This window comes from Bradyrhizobium brasilense, assembly GCF_029714345.1.
Lineage (GTDB): Bacteria > Pseudomonadota > Alphaproteobacteria > Rhizobiales > Xanthobacteraceae > Bradyrhizobium > Bradyrhizobium australafricanum.
Genome location: NZ_CP121669.1, coordinates 2408625 through 2426698 on the forward strand (window position 1 = coordinate 2408625; position 18074 = coordinate 2426698).

The window sequence follows — 18074 nt, forward strand, 5'->3', positions numbered from 1 at the left end:
CGGATCTGTTCCTCTTGTCGCTTGCGTCGCATGCAGATCGCGCGGCTCTCCATGCCTTGCCTAACATGGTCAGAGGAATAATACTCCGCTCGCACAAGCAGACAAGGAACCGAGAGCGTTGCCGGAGATTGCGAGCAGGGAACAGTTCGATGTCAAGCGCGCAGCCTTTGCCGCGACCATCGGCAACATGCTGGAGTTCTACGACTTCATCACCTACAGCTTCTTTGCGACCGAGATCGGCCGCACCTTCTTTCCCGCGCACAGCGAATACGGCAGCCTCATGCTGTCGCTTGCGACCTTCGGTGCCGGTTTCCTGACGCGGCCGATCGGCGGCATCGTGCTCGGCATCTTCTCCGACCGGGTCGGACGGCGGCCGGCGATGCTGCTGAGTTTCGCGCTGATGGGCGGCGCGATCCTGACCATCGCGCTGACGCCGTCCTATGCCGCGATCGGCATTGTGGCGCCGATCATCGTGATCCTGGCGCGGATGGTGCAAGGATTTGCGCTGGGCGGCGAGGTCGGACCGACCACGGCCTATCTGATCGAGATCGCTGCCCCGAGGAACCGCGGCCTCGTGGTCGCCTGGCAGCCTGCCAGCCAGGAGATCGCGGCGACGGTGGGCGCGCTTGTCGGTGTCATCCTGAGCAGCACGATGGCGCCCGACATGCTGCAGGCCTTTGGATGGCGCATCGCCTTCCTGCTCGGGGCCGTGTGCCTGCCGTTCGGCATCTGGATGCGCCGCACGCTGCCGGAAACGGTCTCGCATGGCGAGCACGTCGGTGGGCAGATCGAACGCTCGAGCCATGTGGCGCTGGCGCGGCGGCATCTTCGCGTCATCGTGCTGGCGGTGATGATCCTGGCCAGCGGCACGATCTCGACCTATGTGACGCAATACATGACGACCTACGCCAAGAATACGCTGCATGTGTCGCCGTCGCTGGCGTTCACGGTATCGCTGGTCAGCAACGGACTGCAGATCATCGGCGCGGTGCTGGGCGGCTGGCTTGCCGACCGGCTGGGGCGAAAGCCGATCATGATCTGGCCGCAGCTGGTCGTGCTGGTGCTGACCTATCCGGCCTTCCTGTGGATCGTCCAGGACCCCGGTGCGTGGTCGCTGCTGTTCGGCTTTGGCATCCTGTCGTTCATCGGATCGCTGCCGTTCACGGCGTTCTATGCCGCCTTCACCGAAGCGCTGCCGCAGAGCATTCGCGGCGGCGTGTTCGCCACGATCTACGCGGTCGCCATCGCGACGTTCGGCGGCACCGCGCAACTCGTGGTCACGTGGCTGCTGCACGTGACCGGGGATCCGCTGGCGCCGTCCTGGTATCTTCTGCTCGCGGCGGCGGTCGGCATCGTGGCCATGAGCCTGATGCCCGAGACCGCCCCGGTGAAGGTCGGCGAGAAATAACGCCGGCAGACGCGCTCAATCCATGTCGCGAAAGGCGTGGCCGTTGGCCTCGATTTCCTTCACGAGCTGCGGCGGCAGATTGGCCTGCGCCGAGGTGCCGTCGAACACCCAGTCCTTGGCGTCGGCAAGGTCGGGAAGGCCGGCGCCCTTGCGGACGTAGAGACCGACCGATGCCTTCTTCGGATTGATGTAGAGATCGTAGTCCATTGCGCGCCTCCTCTCCGTTTCACGTTTGGCGGAAGCTCCGGCCACGGCCGGAGACTTCCCGGATAGGTCAACGCCGGCAAGACTAGGCGGGTTTCTTCGCCTCCGGCGCAAGCACCACTGACGCCTCGCTCGTCAGCATCAGGAAGGTGATGGTCTCCTGGAAATACAGCTGAACCGATTTCGCCGAGTGGCTGAGATAGCCGATCGAAAGATCCTGGCCGATCGAGAGCTGGAAATCGCCGCCGCGGGTGGTCAGCAGGACGCCACCCTCGATCGCGGGCGCCCAGATGATCTTGCCGTCGATCAGGCGCTGAATGTGCTGCAGCACCGGATAGCCGTCGTCGGTCGCGCCGCCGATCGCGGTATAGGGCTCGGTGCCGAGCAGCAGCGTATAGGGACCGTTGACGCCGGCGAGCCGCAGCTGGCTGACCGCCTGCGCGACCACGGCGGGATAGTTCTTGACGCTCGACGGCAACGTCAGCACCGGGTTGCTGGTGCCTTGACGGATGCCCTGAATGCCGGCGGCCGCATAGCCGTCGAACACCGCGCGATCCTCGGCGAAGGCGATCTTGCGCGCGGCATCCTTGAGCGGATCCCAGTCGGAATCATTCGCGCCGCGCTCGACATCGTCGATCGCCTGGCGCGAGAGCTCGAACGGCACACGCAGTTCGACCAGCGCCTGGACGTCGCGCTGCGTCGCCTCGACCCCGTCGCCCGGCGCCGCAATCTTCTTGAGATGACCGGTGCCGACCGCGGAGAAATCCGTTCCCTTCGGACCGTCGACGTCGACGACACGGCGCGCCGCCAGATGGCGCTTCAACGTGCGCGAGGCCTCCTCTTCGATCTGGGCCCATGCCGCGTCCGAGATGGGAGCGAGTCCCCGATGAAGATTATTCATGTCCAGCCTCTCCTTTCAGTGAGCCGATCCCGAGCGAGCCGTCGGACGGCGATATTCCTGGTGCAGCTGTGTCGCCAGCCCCGGCGTCGTCCAGCGACGGCTCGGCGGGCGAAGCTGCCGGCGCCTCGCTCGCAACATCCTCCAGGAAGGTCGCCGACGGGACGAAGAACAGCATGCCGGTGACGGCGCGGCTGAAGTCGAGCAGGCGGTCGTAATTGCCCGGCGGCTTGCCGACGAACATGTTCTCGAGCATCTGCTCGATCCGGTGCGGGGACTTGGCATAGCCGATGAAATAGGTTCCGAACTCGCCCTTGCTGATATTGCCGAACGGCATGTTGTCGCGGACGATATCGAGCTCCTCGCCATTCTCGACGATCGTGGTCAGCGCGTTGTGCGCGTAGCTCGGCTTCACCGCGTCGTCGAGCTCGATGTCGGACAGTTTGGTTCGGCCGATGATCTTTTCCTGCATCTCGACCGGCAGCTCGTTCCACTTCTTCAGATCGTGCAGGTATTTTTGCACGATCACATAGCTGCCGCCGGCAAACGCCGCGTCCTCGTCGCCGATGATGGTGGCGTCGGTGGCCGCCTGGTCCTCCGGATTCTCCGTGCCGTCGACGAAGCCGAGCAGGTCGCGTTCGTCGAAATATTTGAAGCCGTGCACCTCGTCGGAGGTCGCAACCGCATCGCCGAGCCGCGTCATGATCTGGGTCGCCAGCTCGAAGCACAGGTCCATCGGCACGGCGCGGATATGAAACAGCAGGTCGCCCGGCGTTGCGACGGCGTGGTGGACGCCGTTGATCTCGCGGAACGGATGCAGGCCTTTCGGCTTCGGCGCGCCGAACAGCCGGTCCCATGCGTCGGAGCCGATGCCCATGACGCATGACAGCCGGCCCTCGAGATCGCGGAAGCCCACCGCACGCAGCAGCGCGCCCAGATCGGCGCACAGCGACCGCACCACCGCGTCATATTCCGGATTGGGCTTGATCGTGACCGCAAGGAAGATGGCCGCGCGCGTCAGCTTCGCAGCGACCGGTTGCGGAACGGCTGATGGCACGCATGTCTCCTTGACTAAAAACGGCACTTCCGCGAGGACAAAAGGCAGGCGCTGGACGCCGGATCGGCGTCCAGACAGCGGCAGAGGAGCATGCCAGTGGAACCTTTACAAGGGCTCGAATGGCTCAGGCTCTTGCAGAGGTGCCTGTCTCAATCGACGGGCTTGCCGGACTTCTCTTCCTCGAGGGTCACCGCAATCGCGGCGTTGGCCGAGAGCCGAACCTTGGAGCCTTCGACACCCGCCACGAAGCCGAGCTCGATGAAGTGGTGATGGCCCTTGTGGAAGCCGTCGCTCTCGCTTTTCTTGAGCTTGATGCGGTTGCCCTCGACGTGATCGACGGTGCCGACATGCACGCCATCGGCGCCGATGACCTCCATGTTGTCCTTGATCTTGTGCTGCGTCATGGCGCTCTCCTGGTTGCAGGTCAGCTTGTATGTTCGGCTTGCATATGATGCCGGCAGACGACGCGGCGATGACAGCGCGTCGCTGGCGATCCGGCCTGTCTCACACCGGTTCGAATTCGTCCGCCGCCGCGTTCTCCGGCTTCTTGCCGTTGAAGGTGAGGCCGGCCCTGGTGGCCGAGAGCTTCACCTCTGAGCCGTCGCGCACGTCGCCGGAAAGGATCATCTCCGCCAGCGGATCCTGTACGCTGCGCTGGATCACCCGCTTCAGCGGGCGGGCGCCGTAAGCCGGATCCCAACCCTTCTCGGCGAGCCAGTCGCGCGCCTTCGGGTCGAGCTCCAGCTCGATCTTGCGATCCTCGAGCAGCTTGCGCAGCCGCGAGAACTGGATCTCGACGATGCGGCCCATGTCGCTCTTCTGCAGCCGGTGGAACAGGATGATCTCGTCGATCCGGTTGAGGAATTCGGGCCGGAAGTGCGCCCGTACCATGTTCATCACCTGCTCGCGCACCGCGCTCGTGCTCTGGCCTTCCGGCTGGTTGACAAGATACTCGGCGCCGATGTTCGAGGTCATGATGATCAGCGTGTTGCGGAAATCGACGGTGCGGCCCTGGCCGTCGGTCAGGCGGCCGTCGTCGAGCACCTGCAGTAGTACGTTGAAGACGTCGGGATGCGCCTTCTCGATCTCGTCGAACAGCACCACCTGATATGGCCGCCGCCGCACCGCTTCGGTCAGGGCACCGCCCTCATCATAGCCGACATAGCCGGGCGGGGCGCCGATCAGCCGCGAGACCGAATGCTTCTCCATGTATTCGGACATGTCGAGGCGGATCATCGCGGTCTCGTCATCGAACAGATATTCGGCGAGCGCCTTGGCAAGCTCGGTCTTGCCGACGCCGGTGGGACCCAGGAACATGAACGAGCCGATCGGCCGGTTGGGGTCTTGCAAGCCGGCGCGGGCGCGGCGCACCGCGGTCGACACCGCGCGGACCGCCTCGGCCTGGCCGACGACGCGCTTGCCGAGCATCTCCTCCATGCGCAGCAGCTTGTCCTTCTCGCCCTCGAGCATCTTGTCGACTGGCACGCCGGTCCAGCGCGACACCACCTGCGCGATATTGTCGGCGGTCACGGTCTCGCTGGTGGACGAGGTCTCGCTGGCCTCGACCGCCGCGAGCTTCTTCTCGAGCTCGGGAATGCGGCCATAGGCGAGCTCGCCCGCCTTCTGGAATTCTCCCTTGCGCTGCGCGTTGGCGAGCTCGGTACGCAACTGTTCGAGTTCACCCTTCATCTTCTGCGCATCGGAGAGCTTGCTCTTTTCCGACCGCCATTTCGAAGTCATATCCGCCGATTTCTTTTCCAGGTCGGTGAGATCCTTCTCGAGCGTCTGCAGGCGGGTCTTGGAGCCGAGATCGGTCTCCTTCTTCAGCGCTTCCTGCTCGATCTTGAGCCGGATGATCTCGCGGTCGAGCGAGTCGAGTTCTTCAGGCTTGGAATCGACCTGCATCTTCAGCCGGGCGGCCGCCTCGTCCATCAGGTCGATGGCCTTGTCGGGCAGGAAGCGGTCGGTGATGTAGCGGTTCGACAGCGTGGCAGCGGCGACCAGCGCCGAATCCGCGATGCGCACGCCGTGATGTTGCTCGTATTTGTCCTTCAAGCCGCGCAGGATCGAGATGGTGTCCTCGACCGTCGGCTCGGAGACGAACACCGGCTGGAAGCGCCGCGCCAACGCTGCATCCTTCTCGACATGCTTGCGGTACTCGTCGAGCGTGGTGGCGCCGATGCAATGCAGCTCGCCGCGGGCGAGCGCGGGCTTCAGGAGGTTGGATGCGTCCATCGCACCGTCGCCCTTGCCGGCGCCGATCAGCGTGTGCATCTCGTCGATGAACAGGATGATGCCGCCCTCGGCCGAGGTCACTTCCTGCAGCACCGCCTTGAGCCGTTCCTCGAACTCGCCGCGATACTTTGCGCCGGCGATCAGCGCGCCGAGATCGAGTGCGAGCAGCGCCTTGTCCTGCAGGCTTTCCGGCACGTCGCCGTTGACGATGCGCAGCGCGAGGCCCTCGACGATCGCGGTCTTGCCGACACCGGGCTCGCCGATCAGGACAGGATTGTTCTTGGTCCGCCGCGACAGCACCTGGATGGTGCGGCGGATCTCCTCGTCGCGGCCGATCACCGGGTCGAGCTTGCCGTCGCGCGCGGCCTGGGTGAGGTCGCGGGCATATTTCTTCAGCGCGTCATAGGCGTTCTCGGCCGATGCGCTGTCGGCGGTGCGGCCCTTGCGCAGCGCGTTGATGGCCGCATTCAGGTTCTGCGGATTGACGCCGCCCTTGGCGAGCAGCTTGCCGGCCTCGCTGTCCTTGTCGGCTGCGAGCGCCTGCAGCAGGCGTTCGACCGAGACAAAGCTGTCGCCGGCCTTGTCAGCGGCCTGTTCCGCCGCGGCGAAGGCGCGCGCGGTCTCGGGCGCCAGGTAAATCTGTCCCGAGCCGGCGCCGCTGACCTTCGGTACCTTCGCCAGCGCGTCCTCGGTCGCCTTGAGGATCGCGCGCGAGTTGCCGCCGGCGCGGTCGATCAGGCCGGCCGCGAGGCCCTCATTGTCGTCGAGCAGCACCTTCAGGATGTGCAGCGTCGAGAACTGCTGATGCCCCTCGCGCATCGCGAGCGATTGCGCCGACTGAATGAAGCCGCGAACGCGATCAGTATATTTTTCTATGTTCATCGTGGCACCTCAAGCAACGCAAGCTCGTCGAGATCCATTATGCCACGCAGTTCCGTCGGCGACAGATGGCGGAACGATGACATCCATCATGCAACAGCCCCGTGCAATTGCGCCGGCGGAAAACCGCGGGCCCAAGGCTGCCGCGTCCCGCATCGTGTGGTCCTTTCAGGGGAGTGTCAATCGCGCAGCGCGCTCGCTGGGATGCTGCGGTTAAGCCGTTGCGAGGGCTGACGTTCGTCGCTGGCACTCATCCGGGGGCACTGCTACGGCCGCGCGGGTAAGACGGGGTGCACGCATCGCGCTGATTACGGTTCGATGGATCGCCGGGCTCGCGAAGCGAGTGTTGGATGAGCATGGACCGGTGTGATCGTACAAAAGCCCAGGTCATGATCGGGACACGTTATCGGAATCGATCGCGTCGCGTTTCGCGTCGCTCGCTCGCTCGATGATACAGAGAAGCAACGCGCGATGTTCCACTGCATCGCGCAACGTTGCATCACGGCGCACTCTGAACCGACCGTGAATAGCCGGATGAGCGCGTTTCCGTTTGCGTCGATGCGTTTCAGGCTGGTGTAAGGTCAAGGCGCTAGCGATGAAGTGTGTCGGTGCATTGCCGACGCACGGAACTTTTGTTCCGTCTCACGTTGAACGTGCTCATCGAAGAGGCTCCCAATGACAACTCGTCTCCTTTCGACCGTGTCGTGTGCAGCGATTACCACGGCGCTGTTCTATGCGACTGCGGTGCCCGCAATCGCGCAGGATGCGGCATGCGCGCCGGTCTCTGCCGTCGAGACCGCGCCGCCGCCATTGCCGACCTACGATCAGCCGCCGGTGCCTGGTCCCGGCTACATGTGGTCGCCGGGCAATTGGTCGTGGGACGAGGATCGCGGCGATTACTACTGGGTGCCGGGCACCTGGGTGCAGCCGCCGCGGGTCGGACTGCTGTGGACGCCCGGCTACTGGGGTGCATTCGGTGGCGGCTTCATCTTCCATCAGGGCTATTGGGGTGATCGCGTCGGCTTCTACGGTGGCATCAATTACGGTTTCGGCTACGGCGGGTCGGGCTATGAAGGCGGCCGCTGGGATCACGGCAACTTCTTCTACAATCGCACCGTGAACAATCTGCAGGGTGCGCGGATCACCAACGTCTACGAGAAGAACGTCACGATCAATCAGACCACCGTCAACAACGTCAGCTACAATGGCGGCCGCGGCGGCATCGAGGTGCGGCCGACGCCGGCCGAGCGCACGATCGCCAAGGAGCAGCACTTCGCGGCGACGCCGTTGCAACGCAAGCAGGTCGAGACCGCAAGCCAGGATCCGAACCTGTTCAAGCGGACCAACAATGGCGTGCCCGCAGTCGCCGCAACGGCGCGTCCCGGCGAATTGAAGGGACCGGGCGTGGTTCGCGCGCGGCCGGCCGGCGAGGCAGTGCCTGCCAACGCCGCACGGCCGGCGGCCGGGGAGCCGGGGCACCCGGGAGCTGCACCCGCACCCGCAGCAGCACCGGCTGCCTCCCATGCGCTCCCGGTCCCGGGAAAGGAGCTTCCGGCGGCGCATCCGCCCGCCGAGGCGAACAAGCCCGCGGCCGAGGAGAAGCGCGCAGCACCTGCTCCCGAGACCAAGGCCGAGCCGCACCCTGCTGCGCCGGCACCTGCCGGATCCCACGCGCTTCCGGTTCCCGAGAAGGGTGTTGCGGCGCATCCGCCCGCCGAAGCGAACAGGCCCGCGGTCGAAGAGAAGCGCGCGGCGCCTGCCGCCGAGCCGAAGCTTGAGCCGCATCCTGCAGAAGCGGCGCGGCCTGCCGTGCAGGAGAAGCGGCCCGAAGAGGTGCGCAAGGAAGAGCCGCGTCCCGAGCCTGCCGCGAAGCCCGTCGCGCGGCCCGAGCCAGCGAGGCCCGAAGCGCGACCGGAGCCAGCAGCGAAGCCGCAAGCGCACCCGGAGACGATGGCGCGCCCTGAGCCGCATCCGCAGCCGCAGGCCGCCCATCCCCAGCCGGCGGCACGGCCGGAGCCGCACGCCGCTCCGCATGCTGCGCCTGCGGCAGGTCATCCCGCAGAGGAGAAGCGGCAGGAGCAACACTAAGGCACGTCCGCGCTCCGCTGGCTCGTTCCGGCGGAGCGCGGTATTGTTCCGCCTGTGCAAGCGATCATCACTGGAGGTTGGTCATGGCACAGAGTCATGGCGGCGATGGACAGCTCGACGATGGCAAGCCGCGCTTGAGCGAGGACGACATGCAGCGTGCCCTGCTCGGTCCGAGGGGCGTGCCAGGCAAGGCGGATACCGCCAAGATGACGCCGCAGCAGCAAAAGAACATGCCGAACTATCTGGACCCCGGACATACATCTTAACTTGTCATGTGACGTGAGCGCATGCTGCGTCGGCCGCTTCCGGACGGCGCGCCTGCGCACTTGCAAATCGCCTGCTTTTGCGCCCTCATGATTGCAGGTGCACTCACGGTGTTGCGGAGCAGGTTGTGAGAAATCCGTACGAGGTCCTTGGCGTTGCCCCGACGGCCTCTGCGGCCGATATCCAGAAGGCCTATCGCAAGCTGGCGAAGAAGCTGCATCCGGATCTCAATCCGGGCGACAAGGCGGCCGAAGACAAATTCAAGGAAGTCGCGGCTGCGAACGATCTGCTCTCGGATGCCGAGAAGCGCAGGCGCTTCGACGCCGGCGAGATCGATGCTGATGGCGCCGAGCGGCCGCAGCATCGCTACTACCGGGATTTCGCCACCGCCGATGCGGGGCATCCCTATGCCGACAGCTCCGGCTATGCCGACTACATGGACCAGGACGACGCCTTCGCCGAATTGCTCCGGCGCAGCGAGCAGGCGCGCGCCAACCGGCGTGGCCGCGATTTGCATTACGCTCTCGCGATCGACTTCGCGGAATCGATCACCGGTGCGAGCAAGCGGCTGACGCTTCCCGACGGCGGTACGCTCGACGTGACGATCCCGCCGGGGCTCGTCGATGGCCAGATCATTCGTCTGCGCGGCAAGGGCATGCCCGGCAGCGGCAAGGGCGGTCCCGGCGATGCGCTGATCGAGGTGGAAGTTCGCCCCGACCCGCGCTTCACCCGCGAGGATGACGACATTACGCTGGAACTGCCGATCTCGCTGTCCGAGGCGGTGCTCGGCGGAAAAGTCCGCGTTCCGACGCCGACCGGTGCCGTGACCATGACGGTTCCGAAGGGATCGAACACCGGCACGACCATGCGGTTGCGCGGCAAAGGCGCGCCCCGCGTCGGCGGAGGCCATGGCGACGAACTCGTCAAGCTCAAGGTGGTCCTGCCCAAGGGACCCGATCCCGAGCTCGAGGCGTTTGTGTCGAACTGGGATCGAAAGGCATTCGATCCGCGCGAGGATGGTGCATCATGAACAAGCAGCAGTTCCTCATCGATGCGGGTCTGGAGGTGCAGACCCTGGAGTTCTGGATCGAGCAGCAATGGCTGGTGCCGGACGAGACCGCCAGCGAGATCAGCTTCTCCGACACCGACGTGGCGCGCGCGCATCTGATCCGCGACCTGAAGGGCGACTTCGGCGTCAACGACGAGGGCATCGACGTCATCCTTCATCTGGTCGATCAGCTGCACAGCCTGCGCCGTGCGTTCGAGCAATTGCACAAGGACATGGCGTCACCATCGCGCTAGGCGCCTCACTTGCGACGAACCTCAGCCTTGGGACTCAACCTTGGGATCAGCCTGGGAGACGATCATGACGGACAAGCCGACGCCGCTGGCGCATGGCGAGATCGACGTTCTTATCCTGCAGGCGCTGGTGCGCAAGCTGATCGCGAAGGGCGTGCTGACGCCGGACGACGTCCGGTCGATGCTGTTCGAGGCCGCCAAGAATCTTGACCTGGTCGGCAGCGAACTGACGACGGAAGCCGCCAACATCATCGTGCAGGAGGATCTGGCGCCGGCATTCCTTGGCGGCTAGCGCATGATCCGGAAAAGTGGAAGCCGGTTTTCCCTCGCGACAAACGCAAAGCGTTTGCGCGGAGATCACGCTCAAACAAAGAGCTCAAATAATGAGGCTTCAGGTCTGGCCGCCGCGGGTGGAGACCAGCCGGATCCGGGTGACTTGGCCGGCATTGCCGGCGAGATAGGCTTGTGCGTCACGCACCAGCCGCTCCACGGCGGCCGCGTCATAGCTCGGATGACGGGTGTTCAGATGCAAGTCGGTCTCGATCTGCATGACGTTTGTCGTGTCCGCGGCGCCGATCTCGACCGAGAACGACACCAGCGATACGTGCGGGCTCTTGAAGGCCATCGCTCGATCTCCCTCATCGCGTGACGCGCGGCGCGCATCGGTACGATGGGCGCAGTCTATCTCAAGCTGCCGAATCCTGCTCGGCCGTTCGCATAGCAGCCGGACGCGCCCTGTCGAGCTCCTCGATCATGCCGCGGGCGATCTCGCGCTCGCCCATGATCACGATGTCGGCGCCAAGTGCCTTGAGATGATCGACCTCGGCGTCGGAATGTGCACGGGCGATGATCTGGATATCGGTATTCGCGGCGCGCGCCTGCTCGACGATCTGGCCGGCCTCGAAGGCTTCGGGAATGGCGATGACCAGCGATCGCGCGCCGGCCGGATTGGTCGCGCGCAGCACGCTGGCGCGCGCGGCGTTGCCCATCAGAGCTTCGATGCCGCGCTCCTTGAGCTTGGCAACCATGTCGTCGGACGCCTCGACCGCGAGGAACGGCGCGCTGCGTTGATGCAGCGCATCGCCAACGATGCTGCCGACCCGGCCGTAGCCGACCAGGATGGTGTGATCCTGCAATTCGGTGACCGGGATTGGTTCAGAGGCCGCGGCGGTTGGCGAGGAGGTCTGCGGCTTCTCGAGCCGCGACGTCAGCCAGTCGACCACCGCGAACACCAGCGGGTTGAGCATGATCGAGAAGATCGCGCCCGCCAGGATCAGGTCGCGGCCGGCCTTCGGCAGCAGATTGAGCGCAACGCCGAGTTCGGCCAGGATGAAGGAGAATTCGCCGATCTGGGCGAGGCTCGCCGAGATCATCAGGGCGGTTGCCATCGGATGACGGAACAGCACGACGATCAGAAGGGCGGCGATCGACTTGCCGACCACGATGACGAACAGCGTCGCGACGAATGGCCAGGGCTCGCGGACCACGCTCATCGGGTCGAACAGCATGCCGACGGAGACGAAGAACAGCACCGCGAACGCGTCGCGCAGCGGCAAGGTCTCCTGGGCCGCGCGCTGGCTGAGCGGCGATTCCCGCAGCATCATTCCGGCGAAGAAGGCGCCGAGCGCCAGCGAGACGCCGAACAGCTTGGTCGCGCCGAACGCGATGCAGAGCGCGATCGCGAGCACGGTCAGCCGGAACAGCTCGCGCGAGCCGGTATGCGCGATGTAGTGCAGGACCCACGGGATCAGCCGGCGTCCGACCACCAGCATCAGCGCGATGAACAGGGCGATCTTGATCAGCGTCAGCACCAGCACGCCGGTGAGCCCGAGACCGAAACGGGCGGCGAGGGGGTCGGAGGTGAGCGCCGCGCCATCGCCGCCCTGCAAGCTCGCCACCGCCGGGAACAGCACCAGCGCCAGCACCATGGCGAGGTCTTCGACGATCAGCCAGCCGACCGCGATCTTGCCGCGTTCGGTGTCCATCAGGCGGCGCTCCTGCAGCGCGCGCAACAGCACGACGGTACTTGCGACCGACAGCGCGAGGCCGAACACCAGACCCGCGCCGACGGTCCAGCCCATCAACAGCGCGAGGCCGAGGCCCATTAATGTGGCGACCGCGATCTGCGCAATCGCGCCGGGCACCGCGATCGCGCGTACCGACAACAGATCGTTCAGCGAGAAATGCAGGCCGACGCCGAACATCAGGAGAATGATACCGAGCTCCGCCAGCTCGGTTGCCAGCGCCTGATCGGCAACGAAGCCGGGCGTGAAGGGACCGACGGCCACGCCCGCGAGCAGATAACCGACCAGTGGCGGAACCCGAAAGCGCTGGGCGATGGTTCCGAAGACAAAAGCGAGGCCGAGGCCCGCGACGACGGTCGCGATCAGAGGTGTGTCATGCGGCATTTCGCCTTGTCGCACAGCATCCCTGGCGGTGCACCGCGACCATTTGAGGCGCGGCATTCCGCGCGGAAACCGTGATCTATTGCTCATGGCGTGAGCATATGATCTCATGTCGGGATGGATCCGCGGCTTCCCGAGACTGATCTCGTCATCTTCGACTGCGACGGCGTGCTCGTCGACAGCGAGGAATTGAGCTGCCGCTGTCTTGCCGAGGCGATGGTTCGGGCCGGCATCGGGATGAGCACCGAGCGGGCGCTCGAGCTCTTCCTCGGCCGCAGCACCGCGGCCCTGGTCGACTACTGCCGGGGCGTGGGAAAGCCATTGCCCGAGACGTTTCTGCCTGACCTCGCGCTGCAGGTCCGTGAGACCTTCCGCTCCCGGCTGAAGCCGATCGCCGGCATCGCGGCGGTGCTCAAGGAATTGCGGCTGCCATATTGTGTCGCCTCATCGAGCGATCTCGAGCGGGTGAAGTTTTCGCTGGAGCTGACCGGCCTCGCTGCCAGCTTCGGGCCGCGGCTCTACACCGCGCAGATGGTCAAGCGCGGCAAGCCGGCCCCGGATCTGTTCCTGCATGCGGCAAGCGCAATGGGCGCCGCGTCGCGCCGCACGCTCGTGATCGAGGACAGCGTCAGCGGTGTGATGGCTGCGAAGGCGGCGGGCATGAAAGTGTGGGGATTTGTCGGCGGCGCCCACTATCGGTTGGCGGATGGCAGTGCTCTGCTGCGGCAAGCGGGGGCGGATCGAATCTTCGCCGCGATGACGGATTTCTGGATGGAAGGCTGACGCAAGACGATGGCTGCGCCCGACAACGAAAAGTCTCGCCTCGACGATGCGGCGCGCGCCGGCTGGCTGTATTTCATCGCGGGCCACACCCAGGATGAGATTGCGAAAATGCTGCAGGTGTCGCGCGCCTCGGCGCAGCGTCTGGTGTCGCTGTGCCTGGCGGAGCGGCTGATCACGTTCCGCCTCGAACATCCGATCGCGGCCTGCATGGAGCTGGCCTCCCGGCTGAAGGCGCGGTTCGACCTCGTGCATTGCGACGTCGTGCCGACCGATCCGGCGGCGCCGCTGTCGAATGCAGGGATCGCCGAGCGCAGCGCCAATCTGCTGGAGACGACGCTGCGTTCGGAGACGCCCGTGATCGTGGCGCTCGGCACCGGCCGCGCGGTGCGCGCCGCGGTCGAGCGGGTCTCGCCGATCGAGCGGCCGGATCACCAGATCGTCTCGCTGGTCGGCAACATCTCCGCCGACGGCTCGGCGAGCTTCTACGACACGGTGGGACGGCTCGCCGATCGCACCGGCGCGCGCCATTACCCGATGCCGCTGCCGTTCCTGATGTCGAGCGAGGACGAGCGCAACCGCATGGTGCGCATCGACCCGATCGCGCGGGTGAGGGCGGTCGCCGCCAAGGCCGATCTGCGGCTGATCGGCATCGGCCAGATGGACCAGAAGGCCCAGGTCCATGTCGACGGCTTCGTCACCCGTGAGGAGCTGCTCGAGATGATGCGGCTCGGCGCGGTCGGCGAGGTGACCGGCTGGGCCTATGACGCCAAGGGCCGCCTGATCAAGGGCGGCACCAACAAGCGGCTGACGAGCATTCCGCCGCAGATCCCCGCGGAAGCGACCACGATCGCCGCGGCCGTCGGCGCCGCCAAGGTGCCGTCGATCAAGGCCGCATTGGCGGGCCGGGTGGTCAACGGCCTCATCACCGATGAGGCCACCGCGCGCGCGGTGCTGGATCGCTAGGCGCCACGAGTCGTACTTCACCTCGCCCCGCCTGCGGGGAGAGGTCGGATCGCATCGGAGATGCGATCCGGGTGAGGGGGATCTCCGCGCATTCGTCCGCTTCGTATGCGCGGGAAGAGCCCCTCACCCCAACCCTCTCCCCGTAAGAACGGGGCGAGGGAGCGCAGTCCCGCTGTGGCCGCAAATCAAGTTGCCTTCTGGTCTCAGCGCCCTTCTTCATCTCCGCAAACACCTCCATTCCAGCGTGCAGTGGAACCCGCAAACGCGCGGGACGGCGCTTCCGCGCGCTTGACAAAATTTGACGGCAGTATGAACATACGCTCAACACGTGGGCATATGCTCAACGTGACATAAGGGAGGTCACCTTGAAAAACGTCCTTTGCGCCGTTGCGGGCGCGGCTGCTGTTTTGATCTCTGCCCCCTCGATCGCCCAGACCACGCTGACGGTGGCGACCGTCAACAATGGCGACATGATCCGCATGCAGGGGCTCACCAGCGAATTCACCGCGAAGAATCCCGACATCACCGTCAAATGGGTAACGCTCGAGGAGAACGTGCTGCGCCAGCGCGTGACCACCGACATCGCCACCAAGGGCGGCCAGTTCGACGTGCTCACCATCGGCACCTATGAGGTGCCGATCTGGGCCAAGAAGAACTGGCTGGTGCCGCTCGACAAGCTCGGCGCCGATTACGACGTCGGCGACCTCCTGCCCAAGATCAAGGACGCGGTCTCGGTCGACGGCAAGCTCTATGCCGCGCCGTTCTACGGCGAAAGCTCGATGGTGATGTATCGCACCGACCTGTTCGACAAGGCCGGCTTGAAGATGCCGGAGAGCCCGACCTGGGACTTCGTGGTCGACGCCGCCAAGAAGCTGACCGACAAGTCGGGCGGCGTCTATGGCATCTGCCTGCGCGGCAAGGCCGGCTGGGGCGAGAACATGGCGTTCCTGACCGCGATGGCGAATTCCTTTGGTGCGCGCTGGTTCGACGAGAAGTGGGAGCCGCAATTCACCTCGCCGGAATGGAAGAAGACGCTGACGACCTATGTCGACCTGATGAAGCAGGCCGGCCCTCCCGGCGCCTCTTCCAACGGCTTCAACGAGAACCTCGCACTGTTCAACGCCGGCAAATGCGCGATGTGGATCGATGCCACGGTGGCGGCGTCGTTCGTCAGCAATCCGAAGGAATCCACGGTCGCCGACAAGGTCGGCTTTGCGCTGGCGCCGAACACCGGGCTCGGCAAGAACGCCAACTGGCTGTGGGCATGGAGTCTCGCGGTTCCTGCCGGTTCGAAGAAGGTCGAGGCGGCCGAGAAGTTCATCGCCTGGGCGACCAGCAAGGATTACACCAAGCTCGTCGCCGCGAAGGAAGGCTGGGCCAACGTGCCGCCGGGCACGCGCACCTCGCTGTACAAGAACCCCGACTATCTGAAGGTCGCCCCCTTCGCCAAGCTGACCTTGGCCTCGATCGATGCCGCCGATCCGAACAAGCCGACGGTGAAGCCGGTGCCTTACGTCGGCGTGCAGTACGCGGCGATCCCTGAATTCCAGGGTATCGGCACCCAGGTGGGCCAGCAGTTCTCCGCGGCGCTCTCAGGCTCGACCACCGTCGATGCGGCGCTCACCGCTGCCCAGTCCGTGACCGAGCGCGAAATGAAGCGCGCGGGCTACATCAAATGAGCATGATCCGGAAAAGTGTGAAGCGGTTTTCCGAAAAGATCATGCTCAAAACAAAGCCGCGACTCGATAGCTAAGGCGCGACAGCCGCCTTGGCCGCCCGACCAGCTTAGACCTCCCGAGCTGGGCCACTCGCGACCATCCTGTCCCGCAGCGGGATGGTCGCTCCTTTCCTTGAGAAGGAGGCGGGGATGGCGACCCAGCAGACCCAACTGCTCGCACGCACGCTGCTCACGCCCGCGGTGGCGCTGCTGTTCATCTGGATGATCGTGCCGCTGGCGCTCACGATCTATTTCGCGACCCTGCATTACAATCTGCTCGATCCCGGCTCTGAATCATTCGTTGGGCTGGAGAATTTCCGCTACTTCCTGACCGATCCGGCCTTCCTCGCCTCGTTGCAGAACACCCTGGTGCTGGTCGGCTCGGTGCTCGCGATCACGATCATCCTCGGCGTGCCGCTGGCGCTGCTGCTCGACCAGCAGGTGGTCGGGCTCTCGATCGTCCGCCTGATGGTGATCGCGCCGTTCTTCGTGATGCCGACGGTGAGCGCGCTGGTCTGGAAGAACCTGTTGATGCATCCGGTGTCGGGCCTGTTCGCCTGGATCGCGCATCTGTTCGGGCTGCCGGCGATCGACTGGTTCAACGACGCGCCGCTGTTCTCGGTGATCCTGATCATCTCCTGGCAGTGGCTGCCGTTCGCGACCCTGATCCTGCTCACTGCGCTGCAATCGCTCGACGAGGAGCAGAAGGAGGCCGCCGAGATGGACGGCGCCAGCGCGATCTCGACCTTCATCTACATCACGCTGCCGCATTTGGCGCGCCCGATCACCGTGGTGATCCTGATCGAGACCATCTTCCTGCTCACGGTGTTCGCGGAGATCTTCGTCACCACCGGCGGCGGCCCCGGCCTGCAGACCACCAACATCGCCTTCCTGATCTATTCGCAGGCGCTGATCCAGTACGACGTCGGCAGCGCCTCGGCGGGCGGCCTGGTCGCGGTGGTGCTCGCCAACATCGTCGCCTTCTTCCTCGTTCGTATCGTCGGCCGGAATCTGGAGGCGTAACGTCATGGCGCGGATGGTCACGACACGGCGCAAGGTGATCTCGACGGTGGCGGCCTGGCTGGTCGGCTTCCTGATCTTCTTCCCGATCCTCTGGATGGTGCTGGCGAGCTTCAAGACCGAGCTCGAGGCGTTCGCGATCCCGCCCTCGTTCCTGTTCTTCCACTGGACCACCGAGAACTACGCCACGGTGCAGGAGCGCAGCGACTATTTCCATCACGCGCTCAACTCGATCATCATCGCCGGCGGCTCGACCTTGATCGCGATGCTGATCGCGATCCCGGCGGCGTGGTCGATGGCGTTCTCGCCGACCAAGCGGACCAAGGACGTGCTGCTCTGGATGCTGTCCACCAAGATGATGCCGCCGGTCGGCGTGCTGGTGCCGATCTATCTGATTTACCGCACCTTCGGCCTGCTCGACACCCGCTCCGGCCTGATCTTCATCCTGTGCCTCGGCAATCTGCCGATCGTGATCTGGATGCTGTTCACCTATTTCAAGGAGATCCCGAAGGACATCCTCGAGGCGGCGCGGATGGACGGCGCCACGATCGGCCGCGAGCTGATCTACGTGCTGACGCCGATGGCGGTGCCGGGGCTGGCCTCGACGTTGCTGCTCAATCTGATCCTGGCGTGGAACGAGGCGTTCTGGACCCTCAACCTGTCGACGCTCGAGGCCGCGCCGCTCACCGTCTTCATCGCGTCCTATTCCAGCCCGGAAGGATTGTTCTGGGCGAAATTGTCGGCGGCGTCGACGCTCGCGATCGCGCCCATTCTCGTGCTCGGCTGGTTCAGTCAGCGGCAGCTCGTCCGCGGCCTGACCTTCGGCGCGGTCAAGTAGCAGAAAGGCTTTTGCC

The 18074-nt window shown here is 65.1% G+C and carries 18 protein-coding genes; 11 read left to right on the forward strand and 7 right to left on the reverse strand.

Annotated elements, in window-relative coordinates; translation table 11 throughout:
* Positions 1-187 precede the first annotated feature (187 nt).
* Positions 188-1408, forward strand: coding sequence for an MFS transporter (locus QA635_RS11115; RefSeq protein WP_283071599.1), 1221 nt, complete (start codon positions 188-190; stop codon positions 1406-1408).
* 15 nt (positions 1409-1423) lie between these two features.
* Here the strand turns inward: QA635_RS11115 and QA635_RS11120 are convergent, their stop codons facing one another.
* The 5 genes from QA635_RS11120 to clpB all read right to left on the reverse strand — a co-directional run bounded on the left by QA635_RS11120 (position 1424) and on the right by clpB (position 6684).
* Complete coding sequence (locus tag QA635_RS11120; RefSeq protein ID WP_057019217.1) at positions 1424-1615, reverse strand: hypothetical protein; 192 nt, start codon at positions 1613-1615, stop codon at positions 1424-1426.
* 82 nt (positions 1616-1697) lie between these two features.
* Positions 1698-2513 carry a family 1 encapsulin nanocompartment shell protein gene (locus QA635_RS11125; protein WP_069279514.1) on the reverse strand — a complete coding sequence of 272 codons (816 nt, stop codon included), beginning with the start codon at positions 2511-2513 and terminating at the stop codon, positions 1698-1700.
* Entirely contained in the window at positions 2506-3567 is a 1062-nt protein-coding gene (locus QA635_RS11130; protein WP_283068896.1) for a Dyp-type peroxidase, read from the reverse strand. Before QA635_RS11130 ends, QA635_RS11125 begins: the two co-directional genes overlap by 8 nt.
* A 149-nt stretch (positions 3568-3716) precedes the next feature.
* Positions 3717-3971 (reverse strand): DUF2171 domain-containing protein, encoded by a 255-nt coding sequence (locus tag QA635_RS11135; protein ID WP_057019219.1) that lies wholly within the window; start codon positions 3969-3971, stop codon positions 3717-3719.
* A 100-nt stretch (positions 3972-4071) separates the two neighbouring features.
* Entirely contained in the window at positions 4072-6684 is a 2613-nt protein-coding gene (gene clpB / locus QA635_RS11140) for an ATP-dependent chaperone ClpB (RefSeq protein WP_283068897.1), read from the reverse strand.
* 672 nt (positions 6685-7356) lie between these two features.
* Between clpB and QA635_RS11145 the strand changes: the two genes are divergently transcribed.
* The 5 genes from QA635_RS11145 to QA635_RS11165 all read left to right on the forward strand — a co-directional run bounded on the left by QA635_RS11145 (position 7357) and on the right by QA635_RS11165 (position 10624).
* Positions 7357-8769, forward strand: coding sequence for a hypothetical protein (locus QA635_RS11145; protein ID WP_283068898.1), 1413 nt, complete (start codon positions 7357-7359; stop codon positions 8767-8769).
* Between the two features lie 83 nt (positions 8770-8852).
* Positions 8853-9035 (forward strand): hypothetical protein, encoded by a 183-nt coding sequence (locus tag QA635_RS11150; RefSeq protein WP_028343296.1) that lies wholly within the window; start codon positions 8853-8855, stop codon positions 9033-9035.
* 125 nt (positions 9036-9160) lie between these two features.
* Positions 9161-10063, forward strand: coding sequence for a J domain-containing protein (locus QA635_RS11155; RefSeq protein ID WP_283068904.1), 903 nt, complete (start codon positions 9161-9163; stop codon positions 10061-10063).
* Entirely contained in the window at positions 10060-10335 is a 276-nt protein-coding gene (locus tag QA635_RS11160; protein WP_283068906.1) for a chaperone modulator CbpM, read from the forward strand. Before QA635_RS11155 ends, QA635_RS11160 begins: the two co-directional genes overlap by 4 nt.
* Positions 10336-10399: 64 nt before the next feature.
* The gene (locus tag QA635_RS11165) at positions 10400-10624 is read left to right on the forward strand and encodes a hypothetical protein (RefSeq protein ID WP_016843345.1); all 225 of its coding nucleotides are present in this window, start codon (positions 10400-10402) and stop codon (positions 10622-10624) included.
* Positions 10625-10723: 99 nt separating this feature from the next.
* On the opposite strand, the gene QA635_RS11170 is transcribed toward QA635_RS11165, so the two are convergent.
* Both QA635_RS11170 and ybaL read right to left on the reverse strand, forming a co-directional pair.
* The gene (locus QA635_RS11170; protein ID WP_028343292.1) at positions 10724-10957 is read right to left on the reverse strand and encodes a hypothetical protein; all 234 of its coding nucleotides are present in this window, start codon (positions 10955-10957) and stop codon (positions 10724-10726) included.
* A 61-nt stretch (positions 10958-11018) separates the two neighbouring features.
* Positions 11019-12740, reverse strand: coding sequence for a YbaL family putative K(+) efflux transporter (gene ybaL, locus QA635_RS11175; protein WP_283068910.1), 1722 nt, complete (start codon positions 12738-12740; stop codon positions 11019-11021).
* A gap of 114 nt (positions 12741-12854) precedes the next feature.
* On the opposite strand from ybaL, the gene QA635_RS11180 reads away from it, so the two are divergent.
* The 5 genes from QA635_RS11180 (at position 12855) to QA635_RS11200 (ending at position 18058) form a co-directional block, all read left to right on the forward strand.
* Entirely contained in the window at positions 12855-13520 is a 666-nt protein-coding gene (locus QA635_RS11180) for an HAD family hydrolase (protein ID WP_229190986.1), read from the forward strand.
* 9 nt (positions 13521-13529) lie between these two features.
* A complete protein-coding gene (locus QA635_RS11185) occupies positions 13530-14483 on the forward strand; it encodes a sugar-binding transcriptional regulator (RefSeq protein ID WP_057019228.1) in 954 nt (317 codons plus the stop codon).
* Positions 14484-14848: 365 nt separating this feature from the next.
* Positions 14849-16162 (forward strand): ABC transporter substrate-binding protein, encoded by a 1314-nt coding sequence (locus tag QA635_RS11190; protein ID WP_283068913.1) that lies wholly within the window; start codon positions 14849-14851, stop codon positions 16160-16162.
* A gap of 188 nt (positions 16163-16350) precedes the next feature.
* Positions 16351-17223 (forward strand): carbohydrate ABC transporter permease, encoded by an 873-nt coding sequence (locus QA635_RS11195; RefSeq protein WP_024583852.1) that lies wholly within the window; start codon positions 16351-16353, stop codon positions 17221-17223.
* A 4-nt stretch (positions 17224-17227) separates the two neighbouring features.
* Positions 17228-18058: a carbohydrate ABC transporter permease gene (locus QA635_RS11200; RefSeq protein WP_069279505.1), complete on the forward strand. Its 831-nt coding sequence runs from the start codon at positions 17228-17230 to the stop codon at positions 18056-18058.
* The last annotated feature ends 16 nt before the right edge of the window (positions 18059-18074 follow it).